We start from the raw sequence: 25,872 nt of genomic DNA on the forward strand, positions 1-25,872 counted from the left end.
TGCGTCTCCAAGCCTTCGGCGCGCATAAGCGCCGGAACTTCAGGAGATGCGCGCGATGACCCAGACCTATGACCTGATCGTTCGGGGCGGCGAGGTGGCCAACCACGCCGGGCGCGGCAAGGCCGACGTCGGCGTCATCGACGGCCGCATCGCCTTCATCGGCGACCTGTCTCAGGCCTCGGCCGGAGAGGTGTTCGACGCCACCGGCCTGACCGTCCTGCCGGGCGTCATCGACACCCAGGTCCACTTCCGCGAGCCGGGGCTGGAATGGAAGGAAGACCTGGAGACCGGCAGCCGCGCGGCGGCTCTGGGCGGCGTCGTCGCCGTGTTCGAGATGCCGAACACCAACCCCAATACGACCGACCCCGACACCATGGCCGACAAGCTGGCGCGGGCGAAGGATCGGATGTGGACCGACCACGCCTTCTACGTCGGCGGCACGCATGAGAACGCCGAGCATCTGGCCGATCTGGAGCGCCTGCCGGGCTGCTGCGGGGTCAAGGTCTTCATGGGCGCCTCGACCGGCGACCTGCTGATCGCCGACGACGAGGGCGTGCGCAAGGTGCTGTCGAACGTCCGCCGCCGCGCCACCTTCCACTCCGAAGACGAATACCGCCTGGTTGAGCGCCGCAACCTGGCCCGCACCGGCGACTGGACCAGCCACCCCGAGGTCCGCGACGCCGAAAGCGCCATCATGTCCACCCGCCGTCTGGTGGGCCTGGCCAAGGAGACCGGCGCCCGCATCCACGTCCTGCACGTCACGACGAAGGACGAGATGGAGTTCCTGCGTTTCCACAAGGACGTCGCCACGGTCGAGATCACGCCCCAGCACCTGACGCTGGCCGCGCCGGAAGCCTATGAACGCCTCGGCGCCTACGCCCAGATGAACCCGCCGATCCGGTCGCAGGAGCATGTCGACGCCCTGTGGCTGTGGGGCATGCAGCAGGGCGTGGCCGATGTGCTGGGCTCGGACCACGCGCCGCACACCAAGGAAGAAAAGTCCAAGCCCTATCCGGCTTCGCCTTCGGGCATGCCGGGGGTGCAGACCTTGGTGCCGCTAATGCTGACCCATGTGGCCAACGGGCGGCTGTCGCTGGAACGCTTTATCGACCTGACCTCGGGCGGGGCGCAGCGGGTGTTCGGCACCGCCAACAAGGGCCGGATGGCCGTCAGCTATGACGCCGATCTGACCATCGTCGACCTGAAGGCGAAGAAGACTATTACGCACGACCAGCAGGCCACGCGCTGCGGCTGGACCCCCTTCGACGGCTTCGAGGCTACCGGCTGGCCGGTCGCCACCATCGTGCGCGGCCGCGTGGTGATGAAGGACGGCGAACTGATCGGTCAGGCCCACGGCCAGCCGGTGCGATTCCAGGAAACGCTGGCGGGGTGAGCGGCCCAAAGCCCCAACTCGGCCTGATCGGCTTCGGCGCCTTCGGGCGGCTGACGGCGAAGCATCTGTCGCCGGGGTTCGACATCCTCGCCCATGATCCGGCGGCCAGCGACGACGAGGGGCTGGCGCGGCTGACCGCGCTGGAAGAGGCCGCCGCCTGTCCGGTGGTGGTGCTGGCCGTGCCGGTCGGCGTGTTGGCGGAAACGGTCGCGGCGATCGCGCCGCACCTGACGCCGGGGGCGTTGGTTCTCGACGTCGGCTCGGTGAAGGTGAAGCCGGCCAAGGTCATGCTGGACGGCCTGCCTGACGGCGTCGGCATCGTCGGAACCCACCCCCTGTTCGGCCCCCAGAGCGGCAAGGACGGCATTGCGGGGCTGAGGATCGCCGTCTGTCCGGTGCGCGGCGACAAGGCGGCGTGGCGCGTGGCCGCCTTCTGCAGGAAGGCGCTGGGGCTGAAGGTTTTCGTCGTCACGCCCGAGGATCATGACCGCGAGGCGGCGACAGTGCAGGGCCTGACCCATCTGATCGCCAAGGTGCTGCTGGCGATGGAGCCGCTGCCGACGCGCATGACGACGACCAGCTTCGAGCGCCTCATTCAGGGCGTCGACATGGTCCGTCACGACAGCGCGGCGGTGTTCCGCGCCATCGAACACGACAACCCCTTCGCCGCCGAAGTCCGCCGCCGCTTCTTCGACCTGGCTGAACAGGCGCGGGCGGAACTGGACGATTAGGGCCTAGCGCGGTTTCAGGATGAAATCCGCTGTCGCTTCGACCACGCCGGGCGCCAAGGGCAGGGCTGGGTCCATATAGGTCGCGATATTGGCCGCACGTTCGGCGGGCGCGGTCTTCAGGACGTGGTTGACGCCGTCCCAGACGACGAGTTCGGCGCGGGGCTGGGCCGCCTTGATCGCTTCGGCGTCGGTCAGACTGATTTGAATGTCGGTGGTTCCCTGACCGATGAAGATCGGGCCGTCATAGGCGGCGGCCATCTTCGCCGGATCCAGCGCCAGCCAGGAGATAAGGTAGGGCTGGACCGACGGTCGGAACAGGGCGGCCAGCGATGCAGGCGGATCGGCGACCGTGCGGCCTGCCTCCAGTTCGCCGACGACGGCATAGGCCTCGGCCTTCAGCGGCTCGGGCAGGCTCGTCAGTTGCTCGCGCAGCACTGTTCCCGCCGGACGTCCGGCGCCGGACAGCAGCACCAGGCCGCACACCTTGTCGTCGCCCTCCGCCACGGCGGCCAGGGCCACCAGCGCGCCTTCGCTGTGGCCGATCAGCCAGGCGCACGGGCGGCCCGTCTTCGCCGCCGCCTCGGCCGCCCAGGCGCGGGCGTCGTCCGCATAGGCGGAAAAGCGCAGGTCGGCTTCGGAAGGACCAGCGGCTGCGCTTTCGCCGATGCCGCGCTTGTCGATGCGGGCGGTAGCGACGCCGCGCTCGGCCAGACCTTCGGCCAGTAGGCGATAGGTCGCTGCCTGAATGCCGAATTGCGGGCTGTTCCCGTCTCGATCCGCTGGTCCCGAGCCGGGAATGATGACGGCGGTGGCGCGCGTCTCGCCTTCGGGCGTCAGCAGGGTTCCGTGCAAGGGCGCAGGGCTGGACGGCGACTCGACCGGCGTCGAAACCGGTGAGAGGAGCAGGGCGGCGGCGAGGGTCAGCATGGTCGTCTCCGTCGTCAGAGGGGCAGGGGTCAGAAGGGTTGTCGGTCCGGATCGGCGCGCCACACGCGCCAGCTCTCGAACACCGACCAGGCGGTCGCGATCAGGACGCCGATGATCAGGGCGCTGAACCCCAGCGGCTGGGGCGCGATCGGCGCGGCTACCAGCCCGGCCAGACCCAGGCCGAACATCAGCCGTCCGGCCAGGCGGTTGGAGCGTTCCCACGCCAGCTTGCTCTTGTAGTTCCACGGGGTGCGCACCCCGACGGCGACGTTGGGCCCGACGCGACCGAGGAAGGCGCCGACCGCCAGCAACAGCAGGGCGGTCAGAGCCATGTGCGCGCCCTGGCTAGGCGGGGCGGCGCTGAACAGGGGAAAGGCGATCAGGCCGATGCAGCCGGCGAAGGCCAGCAGGCTGACCAACTGGGCGCTCTTGAGGCTGCGTCGGCGCGCGGGATCGGCCTGCGCTTGCCGCGCGTAAAGGCTGCACCCGCCGACGGTCGCGGCGGCGACGACGCCGAGGCCGCCGATCATCCATGCGACCTGGCCGCGCGGGGCCCAGCCGTCGGCTTCTCCCGCCAGGTTGAAATGGATGGGGATCGGCGTCGTCGGGCCTGCGGTTCCGACCCAGATCGCCAGGGAGGTGACGGCGACGATCAGAACGATCGAGGCCAGGTCCAGGACGTCCAGTTTCACTCTAGTCATGATGGTCCTCCTCCTCAGTTTTGCCTGTCCTGCTCAGGTCCATCAGGAAGGCCAGAGCCTCCTCGACCGCCGAAATCTCCAGCCGATAACGGATCGACTGCCCCTCGCGCTCGGGGCTGACCAGACCGGCCTCCTTGAGCGCGTTGAGGTGGCCGGTGATGGTCGGCCAACTCATGTCGAAGGCGGCGGCGATGTCGCCGGACGCCAGCGGCCCCTTGCGCAGCATGGCGATGATGCGCCGTCGCACTGGGTGGGACAGGGCCTTGAACAGGCTGTTCATAGGCAGGAAGCTAATTAGGAAGTACGCTAAATGCAACCGCTGTTCTTCAGGGGCGGCTGGTCTTCATCACGGCCACGGCCTATGGCAGAGGTTGGTTCAGAATTTGCGAGTTGTTCTCATGGAAATCCGCGATCAGATCGTTCTCATCACCGGCGGCGCGCGCGGCGTGGGCGCGGCGGCGGCGCGGGCCTTTGCGGGGCAGGGCGCGCGGGTGGCGATCAACTGGCGCAACAGCGGAGAGCAGGCCGAGGCGCTGGCGGCGGAACTGGGCGAGCGCGCCTTCGCCGTTCAGGCTGATGTGACCGATCGTGCGGCCGTGGACGCCATGGTGGCGAAGGTTCAGGCCCATTTCGGCGGCCGGGTCAGCACCGTGGTCAACAATGCGCTGGACTACAGCTTCAACGGCGACGCCCGCGCCCAGATGGCCGATATTCCATGGGAAGACATGGAGCGTCAGTTCGCGACCGTGATCCGCGGCGCCCTGAACGTCATTCAGGCGACGGCGCCGGGCATGGGCGCGCAAAAGTTCGGTCGGGTGGTCAATATCGGCACCAACCTGTTCCAGAATCCGGTCGTGCCCTATCACGACTACACGGCCGCCAAGGCCGCCCTGCTCAGCCTGACGCGAACGGCGGCGGGCGATCTGGGGCCGTCGGGGATCACCGTCAACATGATCTCGGGCGGGCTTCTTCGCACGACCGACGCCAGCGCCGCGACGCCGGAGGCGGTGTTCGACCTGATCGCCGGCATGACCCCGCTGCGGTCCGTCACCACGCCGGAAGAGTTCGCCGATGCGGCCCTCTTCTTCGCCTCGCCGTGGAGCCGAGCGGTGACAGGGCAGAATCTGGTGGTCGACGGCGGGCTGGTGCGGGATTAAGTCGGGCCGACAGTAAAGCCTCAGCCAGGACGGACATCATGAGCGGCGTCATTCTGATCACCGGAGCCACCTCGGGCATCGGCCGGGCGGCGGCGCGTCGCTTCGCCGGCGCGGGCTGGAAGGTGATCGCCACCGGCCGCCGTCAGGAACGTCTGGACGAACTGGTCGCCGAACTGGGCGCGGACCGGGTCCACGCCGCGCCGTTCGACATGCGGGACGAAGCCGCCATCGACGCGGCGCTGGACGCCCTGCCCGAGGGCTTCCGCGACATCGACGTGCTGATCAACAACGCCGGTCTGGCGCTCGGCACGGCCACCGCGCAGGAGGCTGATCTGGCCCAGTGGCGCCAGATGATCGACACCAACATCACCGGTCTGGTGACGCTGACCCACCGGCTGCTGCCGCGCCTGATCGCTCGCAAAGGGGCGATCCTGAACATCAGTTCGGTGGCGGCGACCTATCCGTACAAGGGCGGCAACGCCTATGGCGGGACCAAGGCCTTCGTGCGCCAGTTCTCGCTGGGGCTGCGCTCGGACCTGCACGGGACGGGGGTGCGCGTCACCTCCATCGAGCCGGGCATGGCCGAGACGGAGTTCACCCTGGTCCGCACCGGCGGCGACCAGGCGGCGTCCGACGCCCTCTATGGCGGGGCGGCGCCGATGACCGGCGAAGACATCGCCGAGACCCTGTTCTGGGTCGCGACCCTGCCGGCGCATCTGAACATCAATGCGCTGGAGCTGATGCCGGTCAGCCAGTCGTTCGCCGGCTTCCAGGTGGCGCGCGACTGAGGTTGGTCAGGCCGTCAGGCCTCTGCTGATCGGACGGTCATCCGGTCTAGGCGAATTCCTGAAACCGACCCTGATGAACCATCCGGCGTCGGATTAGCGTGGCTGCGTGCCTGTCCTGTCGACAGGTTTTCGCCGTGTCCGGCCTATTCACGAAGAGCCTCATGACCAGCCCCATCCTACCCGTCGCAGCCCGTCTGGATCTGGCGTTCGAATATGGAAAGGGCGCCTGGCTCTATGACCAGGACGGCAAGGCCTATCTGGACTTCGCCTCGGGGATCGCGGTGAACGCCTTGGGCCATTGCCACCCGCACCTGGTGCGGGCGCTGAAGAAGCAGGCGGGCAAGATCTGGCACACGTCCAACACGGTGCGCATTCCCGAGGGCGAACGGCTGGCGCAGCGGCTCGTCGACAGCACCTTCGCCGAAGTGGTCTATTTCGCCAACTCGGGCGGCGAGGCCAATGAGGCGGCGGTCAAGATGGCGCGCCGTCGCCACGCCGTGGCGGGTCGGCCGGAGCGGTATCGCATCGTCACCTTCGAGGGGGCCTTTCACGGACGCACCCTGGCCATGATCGCCGCCACCGGCCACCCGCCCTACATCGAAGGTTTCGGCCCCAAGGTCGAAGGTTTCGATCAGGTCCGGCTGGACGACTGGGACGCGCTGGAGGCGGTCGTCACGGATCAGACCGCCGCCCTGATGATCGAGCCCATCCAGGGCGAAGGCGGGCTGCGCGTCGTCAAGACCGAGACCCTGGAGCGGCTGCGGCGCATGTGCGACGAGCGCGGCATGCTGCTGATCCTCGACGAAGTTCAGTCGGGCGTGGGCCGCACCGGCCGGTTCTTCGCCCATGAATGGAGCGGGATCGTTCCCGACATCGTCACGGTGGCCAAGGGCATCGGCGGCGGCTTTCCCATGGGCGCCTGTCTGGCGACGCGCCATGCGGCGGAAGGGATGACCCTGGGCACCCACGGCACCACGTTCGGCGGCAACCCCCTGGCCATGGCGGTCGGCAACGCCGTGCTGGACATCGTACAGGACGACGCCTTCCTGGCGCGGGTGTTGAACAAGGCGGTGCTGTTGCGGCGCCAGTTGAAGCGAGTGCAGCGCGTCTACGGCAGGCTGGTCGGAGAACTGCGCGGCGAGGGCTTGCTGCAGGGCTTCTGCGCTCGAGGCGTCGAGGCGCGCGATGTCGTGGCGGCGCTGCGCGAGCAGGGGCTGATCGCCCTGGCGGCGCGCGATAACGTCGTGCGTTTCGCGCCGCCGCTGACGGTGACGGCCAAGGAGATCGCCGACGCAGGAGCCCGCCTCGAAGCCGCCTGCGGGGCTTTGACGCGAGGCGGGCGCTCAAGCAGGGCGGCTTGAGCGCCGCGAAGCGAATTCAGCTCCATCCGATCGTGATGACGGCGATGGTCGCAATGAGCACCGCCGCCGTCACTACGGCGATGGGAAGGGCCAGTATCTGGATCAGGGCGGTCTTGCGCGAAGCGCCGCCTTCCGGCGTATCGGCCCCTTCGAAAGAGCGCCTGCGCGGCCCTGGGTTATGGATGCGCGAGTCTTGGTTCATGGCCGGTCGTCCTGCTTGTCCGAAATCGCGTGAACTGTGGCGACCGGGGCGAGGGTGCTGGCTTTCCGGGTGGTTAGAAAGGTCCAGTCTGTTTCATTTCGATAGGCCGGTTGGCGCGTCAACGGGGGGGCGGTCGTCAAACAGAGGTTCCGGGCGCAGAAAGATGAAGCCGACGTTGTCGAACTGCTGGATGGCCGCCGGTTTGAAATCGAGCGGCGCGTAGACGGGGTGACGGATCGTCACCTCATCGCTGGGTCCGGCGGCTCTCACATGCGCCCGATTATAGGTCGTATAGGTCTGACAGACCTGATTATGGGTCTCGCCGGCTCGTCTCAGGTTCACCACGGGGATGTTAATGGCGGGGGCGCGCATCAGCGTCATCATCCCTTTGAGGCCGGTCTGTCCGGCAATCCGCCAGGCCGGCGCGATGGACGAGCCATGGCGGTGCAGAATGGAGCCCTCGGCGATCAGATCGCCGGCCGTGTCCGCAAATCGAAAGCGCCACAGCTCGCCTTCCTTTTTGATCTCGCTTCGGGTCAGGCGTGCGGGCAGGCGCAGATGCTCGTCATTGTAGCGAACGACGCGCAGCGTATCGTTCCACAGGCCGTGGCAGACCATGTGAAGATCCGGCCGGTTCGCCAGGGCGCCGAAAAACGCAAAGGGGTGGGCGGGCAGTTTCGCTCCCGCGACGGGGGTCGCGAACAGGGATATCTGCAACTCGTGATGGGCGCCGAGGTTGGCCTTAACGAAGTCGCATATCCAGATGGCGGCCAGCGCCCGGCCTTGCGTGTCGATCAGGGGCGTCAGCCCTTCCTGGGCCAGCAGGTCGGCCGCCTTCTTCCCATCGACCGTGCCGTTCATGCACAGCATGACGCCGTCATAGACATGATAGGGCGTGGTGAGTTCTTCGTCCGCGACCATGACGCGGCCGTCCAACGGAAAGCGTTGAAACAGGAAGTCTTTGGGCTTCATAATAGGCCTTTTGAGCAGGGGTGCAGGCGAATGGGAGCTGCGCCTGGAGGACGGCGCGCTGCGTCAGCGGGGGCTTCAGGCCGACGCCCGGCGATCCATGCTGGGGAGGTTGTTCTGCGTATAGAACCGAAGCGACACGGGGGCCGTCGCGCGTGATGTCGGCCCGCCTGCACCGGCCCAGCGCCCCGGCGTCAGCATGGATCTATATGGCGGTCGAACGCGATACGCGCGGCCTGCCGCTCGCCGACGAACAGCGCTTCAACTGCTATCCGGCCACGCCGTTTCCGAGCATCTCATGGATTTTCGAGGGCGAGCTGCACATGGCCGCAGAGCGCCCGGCTGTCGCGCAAGGGAGGTTGGGGCGGCCGCTTCCTCGGGTGGTGTTCGCGGGGCCGCATCGACGGCCTGTGGCGAGCTGGTCGCCCGGCGCCGTCCATGCGCTTACGGTCAGCTTCTATCCTGAAGCCCTCGGCCGCGTGCTGGACATTTCCCTTGAGCGTTGTCTGGACGTGATCCTGCCGCTCGAGGCGGTGATGTCGGGGGCGGCGCTCACATGCTTGCTGAACATCGAGCGCGGCCCTGAGCCTTTTTCGCGCGTGCAGTCGATCGTCTCATCCTGGCCATCGGGCCACCCGGTCGAGCCGAGCGGCGTCGACATTCGGGCGTGGCTGTCCATGATCTGCGCGCGCGCGGCGTCTCCGGATGGGGAGGGCGCGCGCCAGGTGCAGCGCCGCATCAAGGGGTGGACCGGCCAGAGCCGACGCGATCTGCAGCTCTATGAGCGTGTGGAGGCCGCGGCGCTTCACGGCCTTGCGGGGGAGCGGGAGACGCCGCCGGATCTCGCCGCCGCCGCGATCGACGCGGGCTTCTCCGATCAATCGCATCTTGGTCGGGAGGTGCGGCGGGTGACTGGACTGTCGCCGCGCAGGTTGGAAACCTCGGTCCGGAATGACGAGGGCTTCTGGCTGTACCGACTTCTGAAAGGACGACCGAAGCCGTGAGGGCGGCGGCGCGTGGCCATCCGGTCCTGTCTCGGCTGGAGGTCAACCGGCGCGGCTCGCCGCGTTGACGTCGTCCGCCGCGGCTTTCAACCGAGAGAGATCGACGTCCAGAACCCGCAGCGCGCGCGCCGCCACGCCTTCCGACAGGCCCGCGATGACGCTGACGACATGCGCGCCGTTAAGAGGGGTTCGCCCCTTCTTGAGCGCCGCCAGTCACCCCACGTCTTTCCTAGGACGAAAGGCGACCGTCTGCCGGTCCATTCGGATCAGGAGGCCTGAGCCCAACGACAGCCTGTCGGGCGGCGCGTCGGCGGTCGCAAGGTCGAGCGACAGCAGACGCGGCGGATCTTCGGAGGCGCGAAGCAACAGCGTCCAGCCATCCCCGGTCAGCAGGGTTCCGTCGGCGGTTTCCCGCCGCTGCAGACCGGCGTCTTCCAACTGCCGGATCAGCAGGCGGAACATGGGCGGCGTGACCTGAAGGGCTAGGCGAGTGATGTCGAAACGCCCCTGGCCCTCTGCACTTCGCGGGGCGAGGATGTGCGCGCGCGACGTCTGCGGCGCCTCCGTCGGGCCGGTTCCCGACTGCCAGCGATGGAATTCCGGGCGGTAGGCCATGGCCCACACCGCGAGATGATCTCCGCCCGCCGTCTCGTCGCACTGTATGGAATCGTACCAGGGCACGGACGGGTCGACACGACGATAGCGGACGGGCGTGCGCCTGGCGCCGATCGGGCAGGTTCGCCGCCAAATCCGCTCCAGGGCGTCGAGGTCGCCGGAGGCGTCATAGCCCAGAGCCAGGCCGACCTTGCCGACGGGTTCGCCGAAGCGGTTCTCCGGCGCGAAGAACTCTAGATAGGTCTCTCGCCCGCGGAAGAAGACGCGGTCGGCGCCGGGCTGCGGCGGGGCGTAGTCGGGCAGGCCGCCGTCGGCGCGCCCGAGCAGTCGGCTGAGAGGGAGGCTGTCGCGGACGGCCGCGAACGTGGCGGCGTCCAGCACGACATAGACATGGTTCAACGCCGGCGCGGGTCTGGACGCAACGGCGAAGGCGGGCGGCTGCTGGGGCGCGTCCGGAGCTTTCGCGTCGGCCGTGGTCAGCGTTCCCAGAACTGAGAGGGCAAGGGCGAACCGCATCATCTCACCACCGCTTGCTGAGGGTCAGACGCGCCGTGCGCGGCGCTTGGGGGTGGATCTGGGAGAAGCCGCCGGTGATGTAGATGGTCTCGTCAGTGGCGTTGTCGACGTTCAGGCGCACCTCATAGCCCGCTCCGAACCGATAGGCCGCGTTCAGGTCCAGCCGCGTGTATCCGGGCAGGTCCAGGTTATTGCCGGTCGTCGCCGCCTGGCTTGAGGCGTGGAACAGGCCGCCGCCGATGGTCAGGCCGTCCAGGTCGCCGCCGAAAGCCCAGGAGGTCCACAGGGCGGCCTGGTGATCCGGCACGCCCGCCAGGCGATTGCCGACGATGAAGGCGTTGGTGTCCCTGGATATCTCGCTGTCGCTATAGGCGTAGGAGGCGATGATCGTCCATGGATCCAGCGGCCTGGCCGAGACCTCGGCTTCCAGGCCTCGCACCCGGATTTCGCCAGCCTGGATCACCAGGTTGAAGTCGATCGGGTCGGCCACGACCGCATCCGTCTTGGTGATTTCAAAGGCCGACAGCGTCAGTTCGGCGCGGCCGTCGAACGCCAGGGCCTTGGTGCCGATCTCGAATTGCTCGCCGCGCGTGGGTTTGGGCGTCAGGCCGCTCTCCAACAGGCCGGCGTCGCCTTCATTGCGCGATGACCGCGCCCAGCTGGCGTAGATCGACCAGTCGGGCGTCGCCAGATAGGTCAGTCCCGCGCGGGGCGAGAAGGGGCGGTCCGTGCGGCGCACGCCGGGCTCGATGAAGTCTGCGGCGAAGGCGTAGGTCTCGACCTCTTCGAGCCGACCGCCCAGCAGCAGCCGCCACCGGCTCCATGCGATTTCGTCCTGAACATAGAGGCCTGTGGAGGTGTAGTCGTAGTGACTGTCGCCCACGGGCAGATAGGTCGTCGGACGTCCGGTGCGGACCGGGTTCAACAGGTCGATCGGACGGCCGAAGGCGATCTGGCCGTCGAGGTAGGAGAGCTGGTCGCGGCTGTGGTCGATCCCGATCAGCAGCCTATGGGTCAGGGGCCCGGTCACGACCCGGCCGTATAGTTCCGCCTGAAGGGTCAGGTCGTCCTGGGTTTCGTCATAGCTGACGAAGTTGCGGTTGACCGTCGTGCCGGACAGGGCCGGAAAGCCGTAGTTGAAGAACTGTTCCTCGGGCACGTCGACGGCGGAGATGAAGCCGCCCAGGCGCAGGCGCCAATCCGGGTTGAGGCGGCGGTTGAACTCCAGACCGGCGACCCATTGCTCCTTCTCGACCCGCATGAAGTCCTCGCCGTAGTTGCGGCGCACAGGCTGTTTCAGAAAGGCGGCGTTGTTGCCGAAGCCGCGGTCAAAGGCGGCGTCGCGTTGCAGATATTCCAGCCGCGCCAGCAGGCTGGTGTCGGCGTCGGGGCGCCATTCGACGACGGGCGAGATGTAGAGTTGTTCGTTGTCGACGAGTTCGCGGAAGCTCCCGGCGTTCTCATAGCCGATGTTGAGCCGGGCCAGGACCGCGCCGTCAGCGGTCAGCGGCGTGTTCAGGTCCAGTCCTCCGCGCCAGTAGTCGTTCGATCCTGCGACGACGAAGGCTTCGCCGCCGACCTCGGAATAGGGGCGTTTGGACACGAAATTGATCACGCCGCCGGGCTCGAACCGGCCGTAGAGGGCCGAGGCGGGGCCCTTCAGAACCTCGATCCTTTCCACGCCCTGCAGGTCGATTTCCGGCTGGCTCACCGATTGGCGGAAACCGTCGCGCAGGGTGGAGATGTTCTGGAAGCCGCGAATGCGGAAGCGCTGATTGCCCGAGAAGCCGATGGTGCGCTGAACGCCGCTGATCGTCTCGGCCGCCTCGCCGATGTTCGACACATTGCGCAGATCCAGCAGTTCTCGCGACACGATGTTGACCGTGTACGGCGTTTCCAGCGTCGGGGCGCCCGACTTGGTCGCCGTCTCGCCGGGAATGCGGCCCAACGCGCGGCCGAAGACGGTGATGGCTTCCACCTCGGTCACATCGTCGGCCCCTGTGACGATGGGGGCGTCCTGGGCGATCGCCGGACTGGCGAGAAGCGCGGCGAGGCCGGCGGTCGTGAGCAGCGTTTTCATGAGATCCCCGATGAAATGATTTGGGGTTGTTATGATATAACGTTGCATATAGTCACCCCATAAATGCGATCTGCAGTCACGGCGGGCGCCGGGCGTTGCAGGCGGCCGCAGAGGGGAAGCGATGCAGAGACGGTCCTTCTTGTTGGCGAGCGCCGCCTCGGCGCTGGCTGGGTGTGGCGACGACGCGCGTCAGACGGCCTCTGTCGATGAAGGCGGCGGCGTTCCCATCCCTCTGCGCCACGCCCGTTATCTGCGGCTCGAACGTCATGAAGGGTTCGTCGTGGCCCGGCTGCGCGCGCCGGTTGCGGACCAGAGCGGAGGACAGGCGCAGGAGCAGACGGCCGTGCTGGTGCTGGCGCCGAAGGACGGACCGGCCCCGGTCCTGGTCGGGAGATTGCAGGACGCCACGGTGATCCGCACGCCCGTCACGCGGATCGCCGCCAATGCAAGTTCGGATGAGGCCTTCCTGGGGCAGCTGGGGGTCAAGGAGCGATTGGCGGCGGTCGGCGGGCGCGTATCCTATGACGATGACGTCCGGCGCGGCGTCATGGAGGGGCGGATCGGACAGATCGGCTACAATTGGCACGCGCCGCCCAATCTGGATGTCCTGCTGGCGGTCCGGCCCGACGTCTTCCTGATGCGTCTGTCGGACCTGGCCCATACGCCGGTTCTGGACCGGGCGCGTCGCCTTGGATTGACCGTGGCGCCGACCTTCGCCGAGGACGAGCCGACCTATCTCGGGCGGGCCGAATGGATTCGGCTGCACGGTCTTCTGACCGGACGTGAGGCCGAGGCGGATCGCCTCTTCGAACAGATCGAGGCGCGGGTGACGGCGTTGAAGGGCGTGGCGTCGCAACGGCCGCCTGTGCCGATGGTGTGGGCCTATCCGGCGGGCGGCGATCGATGGGTGGTCACCGTGCGGGGCGCCGAACAGGCCTATCTTGCGGACGCTGGCGGTCGGAATCTGCTGCTCCGACCGGAGGATGCGCGCAAATGGTCGTCCGAAACCTTGGCGACCGAGCAGATGCTGCCGGTCGTCGATCAGGCCCAGGTGTGGATCGTGGGCGATCTGCACGCCGCCCCGCCGCGCGGCGCGGGCGTGGAGCGCGCGTCTCCGGCGTTCCGCACCGGCCGCCTGTTCGCCAATACGGGCCGCAGCAATCCCGCCGCCAACGCCTATGACTGGTATCAGACCGCCTTTGTGCGGCCGGACTGGGTGCTGGCCGACTTCGTCAAGGCGCTTCATCCCGATCTGGTCAGCGAGCCTTTTCGCTTCCTGAAGCCCGTCGCTCAGGGGGCTTACAAATGAACGCCGCCTTTCGTCCGGTCGCCGTGAGTCTGGCGGCCGCCGGCGTTCTTGCGGCGGTCGCCGTCGCCAGCCTGATGGTCGGTCAGGTCATGCTGAGTCCCGGCGAGGTGTTGACGGGGCTGGGGTCCATCGGGTCCGGGTCGATGGAAAGCCGCATCGTCTTCGATCTGCGCCTGCCGCGCGTCCTGGCGGCGATCCTCGGCGGCGCCGCCCTGGGACTGGCCGGCCTGATGATGCAGACCCTGTTCCAGAATCCGCTGGCTGACGCCTGGTCGCTGGGCCTCATGGCGGGCGGCCAGCTGGGCGCCGCCCTGGTCATCGTCGCCGGAGCGGTCGTCGGGCCGGGATTCCTGATGGTCCTGACGGGGTTCGCGGGCCTGAGCGTCGTGGCCGGTTCCGCCTTGGGCATGCTCGCCGTGGCGCTCGCCATGAGCGCGATGGCGCGTCGTGTCGGCGCGGTGACCTTGCTGGTTCTGGGGCTGATGCTGGGGTTTCTCGCCCAGGGCCTGATCAGCGTGCTGCTGCATTTCACCAACCGCAGCCAGGGCCGAATCTTCGCGGCCTGGAACGACGCCACCTTCGCCAATGTGACGTGGGGCGACTTCGCCGCCCTGGCGCCGTTGCTGGGGCTGGGCCTGATCGGCTGCGTCATTCTGGCCAAGCCGTTGACGGCGCTTCTGCTGGGCGACGTCTATGCGGAAAGCCTGGGCGTGAACGTGCCCCGGTTCAGGCGTCTCGTGCTGGGCGCGACCATCCTTCTCGCCGCCCCGGTGACGGCCTTCTGCGGCCCGGTGGCGTTCGTCGGTCTGATCGTGCCGCATCTGGCGCGGGGCCTTGCGGGGACCGCCAGGATCGGCGTCCTGATCCCGGCGACGGCCTTGATTGGCTCTGCGCTGACCTTGAGCGCCGACCTGGTCGTTCACCTGCCGTGGGAGCAGCATTTCCTGCACCTGAACGCCATTCTCGCCCTGATCGGCGCGCCCTTGGTGATCCTGCTGCTGTTGCGCGCTCGCAGTCTGCGGGGAGGCGAGGGCTGAATGTTCGCGATCGACAATCTTCAGATCGGGTACGGCCGCCGGGTTCTGTCCACCCTCTCGCAGGTCACGGTGGAGCCGGGCGAGTTCATCTGCCTGCTGGGTCGAAACGGCCAGGGCAAGTCCACGCTGCTGCGGACCTTCGCCGGGTTCATCCGACCGGTCGCGGGCGAGGCGCGGCTCGATGGTCGGCCCGTGCGGGATTGGCCCGCCGCCGAACGGGCGCGCAAGGTCGCGGTCGTGCTGACCGATCGGCCGCAGGTCGGCGCGCTGCGCGTGTGGGAGCTGGTCGAGATGGGGCGGCAGCCGTACACCGGCTGGACCGGCGCCCTGTCCGCAGACGATCGGGCGATCGCCGCCGAGGCCTTGGCGCAGGTCGAGGGCGAACACCTGCGTGATCGTTTCGTCGACAGCCTGTCCGACGGCGAACGGCAGCGGGTCATGATCGCGCGCGCCCTGGCTCAACAGCCGCAGGTGATGTTGCTGGACGAGATCACCGCCTTCCTGGACCTGCCGAGCCGGGTGACGATCACATCGACCCTGCGAAAAGTCGCCCATGAAACGGGCGTCTCGATCATTCTTTCCAGTCACGATCTGGAGCTGTCGCTCAACGCCGCCGACCGCATCTGGCTGCTGCCCGGCGAGGGCCGCTTCATCGACGGCGCGCCTGAGGACGTGGCCCTGTCCGGCGCCATCGGCGAGGCCTTCGACCAGTCGAACCTGGTCTTCTCCCTATCGAGCGGGCGCTTTGAAACCCGCGCCTCGCCGCGAGGCGTGGCCTTTGTCGACGCGGCCGGCCCTGCGGGACTCTGGCTGGGCAGGGCGCTCGAACGGCTGGGCTATCGCCTGGCCGAAAGCGCGGCGCAGGCGGACTTCGTCATCAAGCGCCTGCACGAGGGCTATGAGTGGAACGGGCTGTTCCACCCCACGATCGGATCCCTGGCGCGCGCATTGACGCAACGCTGATCGTAGCGCGCAAGCCGAGACCAGACCCTCTCCTGTTCTGCGGATAAGCGCCCCGATGGCGGTGTGCGGCCGCTAGGGGAGCTCAGGATACTGGTTAGACGTCCAAACTCCGCTCAGCCGCTCCTAAGCTCGCGTTCTGATCCAACCGGAGTTGGCGAGCGTATGGGTATCGATGCATCCGGAGCTTTCTCTATGAACATTGCGATCGCCTACCTGCTCACGCTGATCGTCTTCGCGGTGATCGACACGGCCTGGTTGGGGAGCATGGGGGATCGGCTCTATCGACCTTTCATCGGCTCTATGCTGGCTGATAATTTCAGGCTGGCGCCCGCAATCGCCTTCTACGCCCTGTACGCGGCCGGGCTGACGATCTTCGCCGTCTTGCCGGGGCTGGCCGAGGGCGGGTGGAAAAAGGCCTTGTTGTGGGGCGGGTTGTTCGGCCTGTTCGCCTACGGAACCTACGACCTGACCAATCTGGCCACGCTGAAGACCTGGAGCCTGAAGCTCTCGCTCATCGACATGACGTGGGGCGTGATCGTCAGCGGCGGTTCGTCCGCGATCGCCTGCGCCCTAGCCGCCAAGGCGTTGCGTCTTCTCTAGTCGCGCGGCGGACGAGGGAAGAAGACGCTGGTGCGGGCGGCGTAGGCGGCGAAGGCATGGGGCCGTGAGCGACGCATATGGGCCTCCAGCAGGGGCACGCCCGATACGCGGGTGAGCAGCCAGTAGATGTAGGCGGGCCCGCTCAGCGCCAGCCAGCCCCAGGGCCAGCCGCCGCTCAGGTCGACGGCGAAGATCGGCCAGGCGCACCAGCCCAGCCATTCGAAGAAGTAGTTGGGATGGCGCGACCAGGCCCAGAGGCCCGCGTCGCAGACCTTGCCCCGGTTGGCGGGGTCGGTCTTGAAGCGTTTCAGCTGATGGTCGGCCAGTCCTTCGCCGATCAAGGCGACCCCGAACACCAGAGTCGCAAGGGCGTCCTGAAACGTCAGGCCCGGCGCGGGATTGCGCGCGGCGACGAGGATGCTGAGCGCCAGGAAGGCGGCGGCGCCCGCCTGCAGCATCAGAAAGCCGAACATCCGCGACTGGAAACGCGGCCCCCACTCCTGTCGCAGGCGGGCGTAGCGCGGGTCTTCTTCTGATGAGCGGGCGCGCGCGGCGATGTGCAGCCCAAGGCGCAGCCCCCAGGTGCCGATCAGGCAGGCCGCCAGCGTCTGGCGAGCCGACGGCGCGCCGTCGTCGAGCGGGAAGAGGGCGACGAAGACGCCCGCGGCGCCCAGGCCCAGCGACCAGAAGGCGTCCGCCCAGCCGCCCTGTCCCGTGCGACGCTGCACCAGCCAAGCGGCGGTCATGACGAGGACGAGGAACAGCGCCGCCCCGGCCCACAGCGCCAGGACGGGGCCGATCACAGCCGCACGAAAGGCTGCATCAGCCGGCCCAGCCAGCCGTCGAGCTGAATCTGGCCGTCCAGGGCGACGACGCACAGGCACGGCTCGTCGGAGACGACGCGCGGTCGGTGCAGCACATCCTCGTCGGCTTCTTCCAGATCGCCGACCCCGAACCGCTCGCTCTCGGTGGCGTAGGCGCCGGACAGGACGCAGGTCAGTTCCACGCCGCCATGGGTGTGGCGAGGGGTCTCCCGGCCGGGGTCGATCTTCAGCAGGATGACCCGGCAGTCACCGTCGCGCGGGGCGTGCACGTCGCGCACCCGCATCCCCGGCCCGATCCAGCGCCAGGGGCCGAGGGCGTAGCGGCGCAAGGGCTCGGGCAGTTCCGCCATGTCGTTCAGCGGCGGCGGAACGCGCGCCTCGCCGGCGTCGGTCTCGATCCGCGCCATGGCTCGGGCCAGAGCGCCGTCTGACAGGTCTGCGGGATGGGTGGTCTCCAGAAACTCGCCGCCGACGGACTGCAACCGACGGACCCAGGCGTCGTTGGCGGGCCGCAGCGCCAGGTGGGCGGCGACGACCACGGCTTCGGGCGGGCTCAGCGTCCCTGCGGCGTAGGCGAGCAGGCGTTCTTCGGAAGGATTGCGGGCGGCGACGGTCATCGCGACGCCTCCTCTGACGGTTCAAGGATCGTGCGCAGCTTGATCATGGCGTTGCGGATACGGGATTTGACCGTGCCCAGCGGCAGGTCGAGCCGCTGGGCGATTTCGGAATGGGGGCTGTCCATGAAGAAGGCCAGGCGCAGGACTTCGACCTGGTCGGGCTTCAGCCGGGACAGGGCTTCGCGCACGCGCCGGGCGTCGTCCGCCATGGCCAGGATAGCGTCGGGCTGCATCGCCTCGTCCTCGGTCGGTTCGATCTCGGGCGTGGGCAGGGCGCGGGCGTCGCGTCGCAGCATGTCCAGGCGGCGATTGCGAGCGATGGTGAATATCCAGGTCGCGGCCCGCGCCTTGCGGGCGTCGAACAGGTCCGCCTTGCGCCAGACGGTCAGCATGGCGTCCTGGGCGAAGTCCTCGGCTGCGGCGGCCGTCGCGCCCGACTTCATCAGCCAGGCCTTCAGGCGCGGGGCGAAATGTTCGAACAAGCGGGCGAAGGCTTCGCGATCGCGGCGAAGGGCCACCGCCTCGATCAGCCGATCATGCTCAAGCGCGCCTTCAGCCTCGTCGCTCATTACGCCGACGCGCTGTTCAGGGGATGCGAAAGACGGAGCCTCGACATGCATGGAGCCTAATACGCTTCGCGCAAAAGTCTGGATCAATCGTCATCCATTCGACCGCTCCGGTCGTATCAGCCGGACCTGCATCGCCTTCGATCGCGGGTTTCGCCGGAGCTCCCATGTCGTCATCCTTCGCCGCCCCGTCCAAAGCGCCCCTGAAGGTCGCCGTCGTGGGGTCGGGCGTGGCCGCCCTGTCCTCGGCCTGGCTGCTGTCCCAGAGGCACAGGGTCACGCTCTATGAAAAGGCCGAACGGCTGGGCGGTCATTCCAATACGGTGACGGCCGGAACGCCGCAGGGCGAGGTTCCGGTCGATACGGGCTTCATCTGCTTCAACGACGCCACCTATCCCAATCTGATCGCCCTGTTCGAGCATCTCGGGATTGCGACACGGGCGACCGACATGTCCTTCGCCGTGTCCTTGGATCAGGGGCGGTTCGAATACGCCGCGCCGGGCCTGTTCGCTCAACGGCGCAATCTGCTGCGGCCGCGCTTCTGGTCCATGCTGAGCGAAATCCTGCGGTTCTATCGGCAGGCGCCGGAGGATCTGTCCGAGCTGACCGATCCCCAACTGACGCTGGGCGACTATCTAAAGCGACAGGGGTTCAGCGAAGCCTTCCGCGACGATCACCTGCTGCCGATGGCGGCGGCCATCTGGTCCTCGCCCGCGCACGCCTTGATGGACTATCCGGCCGAGGCCTTCATCCGCTTCTGCGGCAACCACGGTCTGCTGAAGCTGGTCGGTCGCCCCCTTTGGCGTACGGTGGAGGGCGGCAGCCGGGTCTATGTCGAGAGGCTGGCGCGGGCGATCCCTGACATTCGTCTGGATCGCGGCGTGACGGCGGTGCGGCGCTCCGGCGAGGGCGTCGTCGTCCATGACAGCCAGGGCGGCGTCGAACGGTTCGACCATGTGGTCATCGGCGCCCATGCGGACCAGGCCCTGGCCATGCTGGCCGAGCCGACGCCGCGCGAACGAGAGGTGCTGGGGGTTTTCCGCTACAGCCGCAACTTGACCGTGCTGCATACGGACCAGAGCCTGATGCCGCGTCGTCGTCGCGCCTGGGCCAGTTGGAACTACATCGGGGCCGACGACGGCCTGTGCGTCACCTATTGGATGAACCGCCTCCAGGGGCTTGGAGGCCAAGACCTGTTCGTCACCCTGAATCCGCCGCGTCCGCCGCGTCCGGACACCCTGCTGCGCAGCGAACTGTACGAGCACCCCATCTTCAACCCCGCCGCCATTCAGGCCCAGAAGCAGTTGTGGAGCCTGCAGGGGCAGGGCGGCGTCTGGTTCTGCGGCGCCCATTTCGGCGCGGGCTTTCATGAGGACGGCCTGCAGTCCGGCCTCGCCGTGGCCGAACAGCTGGGCGGGGTGCGGCGGCCCTGGACGGTCCGGAACGAGAGCGGGCGCATCCATCTGCCGCCCGTGCCCAACCTATTGGAGGCGGCGGCGTGACCCAGGCCTCGGCCCTGTATCGCGGCGGCGTCACGCACAGGCGGCTGCGGCCGCGCGATCACCGCCTGAACTATCGCGTCTTCTGGCTGCTGCTGGACCTGGCTGAGATCGACGGCCTGGATCGGCGGCTGCGCCTGTTCTCGCGCAATCGCTTCAACCTGCTGTCCTTTCACGATCGGGACCACGGCGACGGTTCGGGCGCGGCCTTGCGGCCCCAGGTCGAGGCCTGGCTGGAGCGAGCCGGCGTCGCGCTGGAGGGCGGGCCGATACGCCTGCTGACCATGCCGCGCGTGCTGGGCTATGTCTTCAATCCCATCAGCCTCTATTATTGCCATCGGGCCGACGGCCGTTTGGCGGCGGTGGTCTATGAAGTGACCAGCACCTTCGGCGTGCGCCACGCCTATGTCATCCCCGTCCCGGTCGAGGACCAGGCGGAGGGCCTGATCCGGCAGGGCGCGGCCAAGGCCCTGTATGTCTCGCCCTTCATGGGGATGGAGATGGACTATGAGTTTCGCGGCCATGCGCCGGGCGGGCGTCTGGACCTGACCATCGACGGCGTCGACTCGGGCGGCGTGCTGATCACGGCCGCCATGTCGGGCGAGCGTCATGACCTGACCGACGCCGATCTGCTGTCGGCGGCGGTCGCCCTGCCGTTCCTGACGCTCAAGGTCGTGGCTGCGATTCATTGGGAGGCGCTGAAACTCTGGCTGAAGCGGGTTCCTCTGACCCGTCAGCCGTCGCCCGCCTGGGAGCCTGCGACGATTCAAAAACAAGCACGGGAGAGCCGTCTTGGCCGGTGAGTTCTCGCGTCCCGTCATCCTGTGGTTTCGGCGCGATCTCCGGCTGACGGACAATCCGGCGCTGACGGCCGCGATCGCGACCGGACGGCCGATTTTGCCGGTCTACATCCTGGACGAGAGCGGAGAGGGGCGACGTCTCGGCGCCGCCTCCCTGTGGTGGCTGGACAAGTCGCTGCGGGCGCTCGATGCGGCGCTGAGCGGACGCGGGGGGCGGCTCATTCTGCGGCGCGGCGACAGCGAGGCCGAACTGCGCCGTCTGATCGACGAGACGGGCGCGGACCAGGTCTTCATGAACCGGCGCTTCGAACCGGACGCCTTCGCCCGGGACGCCGACATCGCCCATGCCCTGAAGGCCGAAGGCGTCGACAGCCACGGCTTCAACGGCGGTCTGCTGGTGCGTCCCGGCGCCGTGCTGACGGGTGAAGGGAAGCCCTATCGGGTTTTCACCCCCTTCCTGAAGGCGCTGTTGCAAGTCGTACCTGAAAAGCCGGCGACGCCCGCGCCCGAGAGTTTGACCACGCCCGAGGGACCGGCCGGCGACGATCTCGACGCATGGGGGCTGCACCCCTCGGCGCCCGACTGGTCAGGCGGCTTCGACTGGACGCCAGGCGAGGCGGGGGCCGCGGCAGCCCTGTCCGACTTCATCGACGGCGGCCTGGCGGACTATGCCGCGGGGCGGGACGTGCCGGGGCGTCACGGAACGTCGCGCCTGTCGCCGCACCTGCACTGGGGCGAGATCAGCCCGCGCGGCGTGGTGCGGGCCGTCCGCGCCGCCGCCGCCCAAGGGCGTGTCGCCTCCGTCCAGGCCGAAAAGTTCGTCGCCGAGATCGGCTGGCGAGAGTTCTCGGCCCATTTGCTGCATCACTTCCCCTACGTGACCGAGCGGGCCTTCCGGCCCGAGTTCGACGCCATGCCCTGGCGCACCGATCCCGAGCGGCTGCAGGCGTGGAAGAGAGGGCGGACCGGCTATCCCCTGGTCGATGCGGGGATGCGGGAGCTGTGGGCGACCGGCTGGATGCACAACCGCGTGCGGATGGTGGTCGCCTCCTTCCTGATCAAGCATCTGCTGATCGACTGGCGCGAGGGCGAGGCCTGGTTCTGGGACACGCTGGTGGACGCGGACCTGGCCAGCAATGTGCAGAATTGGCAGTGGGTCGCCGGTTCCGGCGCCGACGCCGCCCCCTATTTTCGCATCTTCAACCCTGTGGCCCAGGGCGAGAAGTTCGATCCTGTCGGCCGTTATGTCCGTCGCTGGGTTCCTGAACTTCGCGCCTTGCCGGACCGCTGGCTGCACGCGCCATGGACGGCGCCGGGCGCTGTTCTGGCCGAGGCGAGCATCAGTCTGGGGCGCGACTATCCACGTCCGATCGTGGATCATGGCGACGCGCGGGCGCGGGCCCTGGAGGCGCTGAAGGCGGTCTCGGGACGACGCGTGGAGGACGAGGCGCTATGACGCCGTTACGCAAGAGGCTTGTGACGCCATGACCACGACCTTCTACGGCGACCGGCGGGAAAAGACATCGGCCCCTGTGTTCGACCTGCTGCTGCGGCTGTTGTCCTCGAACTGGACTTGGGGGCGGCTGACCCTGGTGCTGCCCGACGGTGCGAGCCGACAGCTGACCGGCCGATCGCCGGGGCATTCGGCCGTTCTGGTAATACGCGATCCGCGCTTCGCCGCCCGGGTGCTGAAGAGCGGCGACATCGGTTTCGCCGAGGGCTATATGGCGGGGGAGTGGGATACGCCGCACCTGGCGGTTCTGCTGGAGACCCTGGTCAACAACTATGACCACATCAGGCGCCTGTTCGACGGCAATCCCCTGATGAACGCGGTCAACTGGCTGGGCCATAGGCTGAACCGCAACAGTCGTCGCGGATCGCGCCGCAACATCCACGCCCACTATGATCTGGGCAACGCCTTCTATTCGGCGTGGCTGGACCCCTCCATGACCTATTCCGCGGCGCGGTTCGAGCGGCCGGGTCAGTCGCTGCAGGAGGCCCAGCGGGCCAAATACGCCGCCCTGGCGCGCCTCATGGATCTGCAGCCGGGTCACCGCGTGCTGGAGATCGGCTGCGGCTGGGGCGGTTTCGCCGAGTTCGCGGCGCGCGAGGTCGGCGCCGTCGTCACCGGCGTGACCATCTCGCGCGAGCAGCACGACTACGCCCGCCGTCGGATGTTCGAGGCGGGTCTGGCCGAGCGCGCGGACATTCGCCTGATCGACTATCGCGACGTTCAGGGACGCTTCGATCGCGTCGCCTCCATCGAGATGTTCGAGGCCGTGGGGCGTGAATACTGGCCGACCTACTTCCAGAAAGTTCATGATGTCCTGAAGCCCGGCGGACGCGCCGGGCTGCAGATCATCACCATTCAGGACGATCTGTTCGACGAGTACGAGGCCCGCACCGACTTCATCCAGAAGTACGTGTTCCCCGGCGGTTCGCTGCCGTCGGAGGCCCGGATGGCCCCCGTGGTCGAGAGCGCCGGACTAAACCGGACGGCCGTGGAACGCTTCGGCGGGGACTACGCCGACACCCTGGCCGAATGGATGCGCCGGTTCGACGCCGCATGGACGGAGATCCGCCAGGACGGCCAAGCGTTCGATGACCGGTTTCGCCGTCTCTGGCGCTTCTACCTGGCCTATTGCGAGGCGGGTTTTCGTTCGGGGCGCACGGACGTGATCCAGATCGCCCTGGATCGGACTTTCTGATCACTCATGGATTGTGGAGCTGACGATGAACCTCAGACGCCATTTCCTTATCCTTCTGGTCGCGGCGACCTCTGCCGCGGCTCTTTCCGCCTGCGCCACGTTGCAGCGCGGCCCTGTCGGCAATCCGGCCGTTCCCCAGCCCGCCAAGGCCGTGGACCTGACGCGCTACGCGGGGCTTTGGTACGAGATCGGGCGCTATGAGAACGGTTTCGAACAAGGCTGCGAAGCCGTGACGGCGGAATACGCCCTGCGGGATGACGGTCTGGTCAGTGTGCTGAACACCTGCCGCCAGGGTGCGGTCGACGGTCCTGTGAAGACGGCGCAGGGCAGGGCCAAGGTCGTGCCGGGCGGCGACAACGCCAAGCTCAAGGTCTCCTTCTTCGGTCCCTTCTGCCTCGGCGATTATTGGGTGCTGGACCGGGCTGACGACTATTCGTGGTCGATCGTCGGCGAACCGTCGGGGCGCTATCTCTGGCTGCTGAGCCGCACCGCCCAGCCGTCCGCCCCGACGCGCGCCGCCATCATGGAGCGCGCGAAGGCGCTCGGCTACGATCTCTCTCTTGTGCGGGAAGTCCGACACTAGGGATCGCGCGATCTGACGCTCTTCGTATTTCTTGACGCCCAGAGACAGGAGGTCGTCTGGTTTCGGGATCACATTCTTCCGCCTTCGCACGACGGCTCGCGGCGCACTCAGCGTCGCCAGGACAGCAGGGGACGTCTCAGGCCCATTCTTGCTCTTGATCCGCATAAGAATTGACCATGGTCAAATCTCCTTTCGACTTCGGTGAGATGGTGGTTGGCGTCCGCCGCAAGAGGCGTATCCCGGCGACGCGGCGTCCCGACGACTGACGAAGACAGGGAGCGAGCGTCATGAGCGTCAACCTCGCCTTTCACGGCGCGGCGGAATGCGTCACGGGGTCGTGCATGCTGGTGGAGAGCGGCGGCGCGCGCTTCCTGGTGGATTGCGGGATGTTCCAGGGCTCCAAGTCGCTCAAGGCGCTGAACTACGAGCCCTTGCCGTTCGAGGCGGATTCGATCGACGCCGTCCTGCTGACCCATGCGCATATCGATCATTCCGGCCTGCTGCCCAAGCTGGTGAGGGCAGGCTATCGGGGGCCTATCTACGCCACACGGGCCACGCGCGATCTTTGCGAGGTCATGCTGGCCGACGCGGCCGAGATCCAGGAAGGCGACGTCGCCCATCTGAACCGCCGCAACCAGAGGCGGGGCATCCGCGGGGTAGAGCCCATCTATACGACGGCGGACGTCGCGCCGACGTTGCGACTGTTTCAGACCGTCAAGTTCGGCGAAATGATCGACCCGCTACCGGGAATCCAGGCTCGGTGGTGGCCTGCCGGGCACCTGCTGGGCGCCGCCTCCATTGAGGTTGTGCTCCATGAGGACAAAGGGCCGGTGCGGCTGTTGTTCTCGGGCGATCTGGGATCCGGCCATCAGCCCTTGCTGCCCACGCCTGACGGCCCAGTCGGGGTCGATCATGTGATCCTGGAATCCACCTATGGCGACCGCGTTCGCGAGGCCGTCACGCCCGAAAGGCGTCGGGCTCTGCTGGCCAAGGAGATGCACGACGCCAAGGCGGCTGGGGGGCCGTTGCTGATGCCGAGTTTCGCCGTCGGCCGGGCCCAGGAACTGATCTTGGATCTTCTGGCGGTGATGCGCGATGAGCCGGAGCTGGCGACCGAGATCTTCCTCGACTCGCCGCTGGCGATCGAAGCGACCGATGTCTTTCTGAGGCGCGGATGGAATGCCGAGGCGGAGGAGAACCCCTACCTGGAGCTTCGCGGCGCGACGCGCCTTCACTATCTGATGCGGCCTCAGGAAAGCGATGGGCTGGAGCGGTTGCGCGACTGGCACATCATCCTGGCGGGCAGCGGCATGTGCGACGCGGGCCGCATCAGACGGCATCTGAAGCGATTGCTCTGGCGCCGTGAAACGACGGTCCTGATCACCGGTTTTCAAGCCGTGGGAACCTTGGGGCGGGTGTTGTTGGAAGGGCGCCGACTGGTCCGCATCCAGGGGGATGACGTACGGGTCAATGCGCGCATACGCGAAATAGACGCCTACTCGGCTCATGCCGACGCCGACGGCCTGGTGCAGTGGCTCAAGGGCCGCATGCCGGTGACGGGAAAGGTCTTCCTGACCCACGGCGAGCCTGACGCGCGTTCCGGCCTGGCGTCCCGTCTCATGCGGGCGGGCTTGGAGGCCGAAGCCATCGTCACGCCGATGCTGGATTCGGCGTTCGCCCTCACGGCGACAGAGGCGCAGCCTCTGGGGGCCGTTGGGCGGTTGAGGCCTGGGGCGGCGAGCCGGCCTGACTGGCGCAACGGGCGCGCCGCGCTGCTCGGCGACATCAATGAGGCCCTGCAAGGCGCGCCTGACGACGAGGCTCGTGAAGCCCTGTTGGCGCGATTGCGCGACGCCCTGGAGGCGCCGTCCCATCTTGACGGCCCTCGCGCACCGGCGACGACTCTCGTCCCCGGCGGCTGA

26 protein-coding genes are annotated in these 25,872 nt (G+C 67.7%); 16 read left to right on the plus strand and 10 right to left on the minus strand.

Annotation, left to right across the window (positions count from 1 at the left end):
• The first annotated feature begins 55 nt into the window (after positions 1 to 55).
• A complete protein-coding gene (locus BJP32_RS06580) occupies positions 56 to 1,393 on the plus strand; it encodes a dihydroorotase (protein ID WP_003163843.1) in 1,338 nt (445 codons plus the stop codon).
• Positions 1,390 to 2,124 carry a prephenate dehydrogenase/arogenate dehydrogenase family protein gene (locus tag BJP32_RS06585; RefSeq protein ID WP_046651800.1) on the plus strand — a complete coding sequence of 245 codons (735 nt, stop codon included), beginning with the start codon at positions 1,390 to 1,392 and terminating at the stop codon, positions 2,122 to 2,124. Before BJP32_RS06580 ends, BJP32_RS06585 begins: the two co-directional genes overlap by 4 nt.
• 3 nt (positions 2,125 to 2,127) lie before the next feature.
• Here the strand turns inward: BJP32_RS06585 and BJP32_RS06590 are convergent, their stop codons facing one another.
• From BJP32_RS06590 to BJP32_RS06600, 3 genes are read right to left on the minus strand one after another with little or no spacing between them, the layout of a single operon-like run.
• A complete protein-coding gene (locus BJP32_RS06590) occupies positions 2,128 to 3,051 on the minus strand; it encodes an alpha/beta hydrolase (protein WP_046651798.1) in 924 nt (307 codons plus the stop codon).
• 29 nt (positions 3,052 to 3,080) lie between these two features.
• Positions 3,081 to 3,752, minus strand: coding sequence for an SdpI family protein (locus BJP32_RS06595; protein WP_046651797.1), 672 nt, complete (start codon positions 3,750 to 3,752; stop codon positions 3,081 to 3,083).
• Positions 3,745 to 4,032, minus strand: coding sequence for a metalloregulator ArsR/SmtB family transcription factor (locus tag BJP32_RS06600; RefSeq protein ID WP_046651796.1), 288 nt, complete (start codon positions 4,030 to 4,032; stop codon positions 3,745 to 3,747). The genes BJP32_RS06595 and BJP32_RS06600 overlap by 8 nt, the downstream gene beginning before the upstream one ends.
• Before the next feature lie 118 nt (positions 4,033 to 4,150).
• On the opposite strand from BJP32_RS06600, the gene BJP32_RS06605 reads away from it, so the two are divergent.
• From BJP32_RS06605 to BJP32_RS06615, 3 genes are all read left to right on the plus strand, one after another.
• Positions 4,151 to 4,909: a 3-oxoacyl-ACP reductase gene (locus BJP32_RS06605; protein ID WP_046651795.1), complete on the plus strand. Its 759-nt coding sequence runs from the start codon at positions 4,151 to 4,153 to the stop codon at positions 4,907 to 4,909.
• A gap of 38 nt (positions 4,910 to 4,947) precedes the next feature.
• Positions 4,948 to 5,697 carry an SDR family NAD(P)-dependent oxidoreductase gene (locus BJP32_RS06610; RefSeq protein ID WP_046651794.1) on the plus strand — a complete coding sequence of 250 codons (750 nt, stop codon included), beginning with the start codon at positions 4,948 to 4,950 and terminating at the stop codon, positions 5,695 to 5,697.
• 161 nt (positions 5,698 to 5,858) lie between these two features.
• The gene (locus tag BJP32_RS06615) at positions 5,859 to 7,058 is read left to right on the plus strand and encodes an aspartate aminotransferase family protein (protein WP_046651793.1); all 1,200 of its coding nucleotides are present in this window, start codon (positions 5,859 to 5,861) and stop codon (positions 7,056 to 7,058) included.
• A 16-nt stretch (positions 7,059 to 7,074) separates the two neighbouring features.
• Here the strand turns inward: BJP32_RS06615 and BJP32_RS06620 are convergent, their stop codons facing one another.
• Positions 7,075 to 7,260 (minus strand): hypothetical protein, encoded by a 186-nt coding sequence (locus BJP32_RS06620; RefSeq protein ID WP_046651792.1) that lies wholly within the window; start codon positions 7,258 to 7,260, stop codon positions 7,075 to 7,077.
• Between the two features lie 93 nt (positions 7,261 to 7,353).
• Positions 7,354 to 8,232 (minus strand): hypothetical protein, encoded by an 879-nt coding sequence (locus tag BJP32_RS06625; protein ID WP_046651791.1) that lies wholly within the window; start codon positions 8,230 to 8,232, stop codon positions 7,354 to 7,356.
• Between the two features lie 206 nt (positions 8,233 to 8,438).
• On the opposite strand from BJP32_RS06625, the gene BJP32_RS06630 reads away from it, so the two are divergent.
• Entirely contained in the window at positions 8,439 to 9,233 is a 795-nt protein-coding gene (locus BJP32_RS06630; RefSeq protein ID WP_198935262.1) for a helix-turn-helix domain-containing protein, read from the plus strand.
• A gap of 213 nt (positions 9,234 to 9,446) precedes the next feature.
• Here the strand turns inward: BJP32_RS06630 and BJP32_RS06635 are convergent, their stop codons facing one another.
• Both BJP32_RS06635 and BJP32_RS06640 read right to left on the minus strand, forming a co-directional pair.
• On the minus strand, positions 9,447 to 10,364 hold the full coding sequence (locus tag BJP32_RS06635; protein ID WP_158043298.1) for a DUF5829 family protein: 918 nt from the start codon (positions 10,362 to 10,364) through the stop codon (positions 9,447 to 9,449).
• A gap of 4 nt (positions 10,365 to 10,368) precedes the next feature.
• Positions 10,369 to 12,444 (minus strand): TonB-dependent siderophore receptor, encoded by a 2,076-nt coding sequence (locus tag BJP32_RS06640; protein ID WP_076223404.1) that lies wholly within the window; start codon positions 12,442 to 12,444, stop codon positions 10,369 to 10,371.
• A 139-nt stretch (positions 12,445 to 12,583) separates the two neighbouring features.
• Here BJP32_RS06640 and BJP32_RS06645 point away from each other — a divergent pair, with 139 nt between their 5' ends.
• From BJP32_RS06645 to BJP32_RS06660, 4 genes are all read left to right on the plus strand, one after another.
• Positions 12,584 to 13,753 carry an ABC transporter substrate-binding protein gene (locus tag BJP32_RS06645; protein ID WP_143255434.1) on the plus strand — a complete coding sequence of 390 codons (1,170 nt, stop codon included), beginning with the start codon at positions 12,584 to 12,586 and terminating at the stop codon, positions 13,751 to 13,753.
• Complete coding sequence (locus BJP32_RS06650) at positions 13,750 to 14,790, plus strand: iron ABC transporter permease (protein ID WP_076223408.1); 1,041 nt, start codon at positions 13,750 to 13,752, stop codon at positions 14,788 to 14,790. Before BJP32_RS06645 ends, BJP32_RS06650 begins: the two co-directional genes overlap by 4 nt.
• Complete coding sequence (locus tag BJP32_RS06655) at positions 14,791 to 15,753, plus strand: ABC transporter ATP-binding protein (RefSeq protein WP_052747945.1); 963 nt, start codon at positions 14,791 to 14,793, stop codon at positions 15,751 to 15,753. It abuts the gene before it with no gap.
• A 192-nt stretch (positions 15,754 to 15,945) separates the two neighbouring features.
• Positions 15,946 to 16,353 (plus strand): DUF2177 family protein, encoded by a 408-nt coding sequence (locus BJP32_RS06660; protein ID WP_003163827.1) that lies wholly within the window; start codon positions 15,946 to 15,948, stop codon positions 16,351 to 16,353.
• On the opposite strand, the gene BJP32_RS06665 is transcribed toward BJP32_RS06660, so the two are convergent.
• The 3 genes from BJP32_RS06665 to BJP32_RS06675 are packed head-to-tail and all read right to left on the minus strand — an operon-like array spanning position 16,350 to position 18,363.
• On the minus strand, positions 16,350 to 17,156 hold the full coding sequence (locus BJP32_RS06665) for a DUF1295 domain-containing protein (RefSeq protein ID WP_198935263.1): 807 nt from the start codon (positions 17,154 to 17,156) through the stop codon (positions 16,350 to 16,352). The two genes, BJP32_RS06660 and BJP32_RS06665, sit on opposite strands and share 4 nt — an antisense overlap.
• Positions 17,153 to 17,794: a ChrR family anti-sigma-E factor gene (locus BJP32_RS06670; protein WP_076223410.1), complete on the minus strand. Its 642-nt coding sequence runs from the start codon at positions 17,792 to 17,794 to the stop codon at positions 17,153 to 17,155. Before BJP32_RS06670 ends, BJP32_RS06665 begins: the two co-directional genes overlap by 4 nt.
• Positions 17,791 to 18,363, minus strand: coding sequence for a sigma-70 family RNA polymerase sigma factor (locus BJP32_RS06675; RefSeq protein ID WP_046651782.1), 573 nt, complete (start codon positions 18,361 to 18,363; stop codon positions 17,791 to 17,793). Before BJP32_RS06675 ends, BJP32_RS06670 begins: the two co-directional genes overlap by 4 nt.
• A 164-nt stretch (positions 18,364 to 18,527) precedes the next feature.
• On the opposite strand from BJP32_RS06675, the gene BJP32_RS06680 reads away from it, so the two are divergent.
• The 6 genes from BJP32_RS06680 to BJP32_RS06705 all read left to right on the plus strand — a co-directional run bounded on the left by BJP32_RS06680 (position 18,528) and on the right by BJP32_RS06705 (position 25,872).
• A complete protein-coding gene (locus tag BJP32_RS06680; RefSeq protein WP_003163823.1) occupies positions 18,528 to 19,862 on the plus strand; it encodes an NAD(P)/FAD-dependent oxidoreductase in 1,335 nt (444 codons plus the stop codon).
• A complete protein-coding gene (locus BJP32_RS06685; RefSeq protein WP_046651781.1) occupies positions 19,859 to 20,662 on the plus strand; it encodes a DUF1365 domain-containing protein in 804 nt (267 codons plus the stop codon). Before BJP32_RS06680 ends, BJP32_RS06685 begins: the two co-directional genes overlap by 4 nt.
• Positions 20,652 to 22,115 (plus strand): deoxyribodipyrimidine photo-lyase, encoded by a 1,464-nt coding sequence (locus BJP32_RS06690; protein ID WP_046651780.1) that lies wholly within the window; start codon positions 20,652 to 20,654, stop codon positions 22,113 to 22,115. Before BJP32_RS06685 ends, BJP32_RS06690 begins: the two co-directional genes overlap by 11 nt.
• A gap of 28 nt (positions 22,116 to 22,143) precedes the next feature.
• Entirely contained in the window at positions 22,144 to 23,367 is a 1,224-nt protein-coding gene (locus tag BJP32_RS06695; protein ID WP_046651778.1) for a cyclopropane-fatty-acyl-phospholipid synthase family protein, read from the plus strand.
• Between the two features lie 25 nt (positions 23,368 to 23,392).
• Positions 23,393 to 23,950, plus strand: coding sequence for a lipocalin family protein (locus BJP32_RS06700; protein ID WP_076223548.1), 558 nt, complete (start codon positions 23,393 to 23,395; stop codon positions 23,948 to 23,950).
• A 287-nt stretch (positions 23,951 to 24,237) separates the two neighbouring features.
• Positions 24,238 to 25,872 carry an MBL fold metallo-hydrolase gene (locus BJP32_RS06705; RefSeq protein WP_076223414.1) on the plus strand — a complete coding sequence of 545 codons (1,635 nt, stop codon included), beginning with the start codon at positions 24,238 to 24,240 and terminating at the stop codon, positions 25,870 to 25,872.

It is taken from the genome of Brevundimonas sp. ZS04 (assembly GCF_001956865.1).
GTDB lineage: Bacteria > Pseudomonadota > Alphaproteobacteria > Caulobacterales > Caulobacteraceae > Brevundimonas > Brevundimonas diminuta.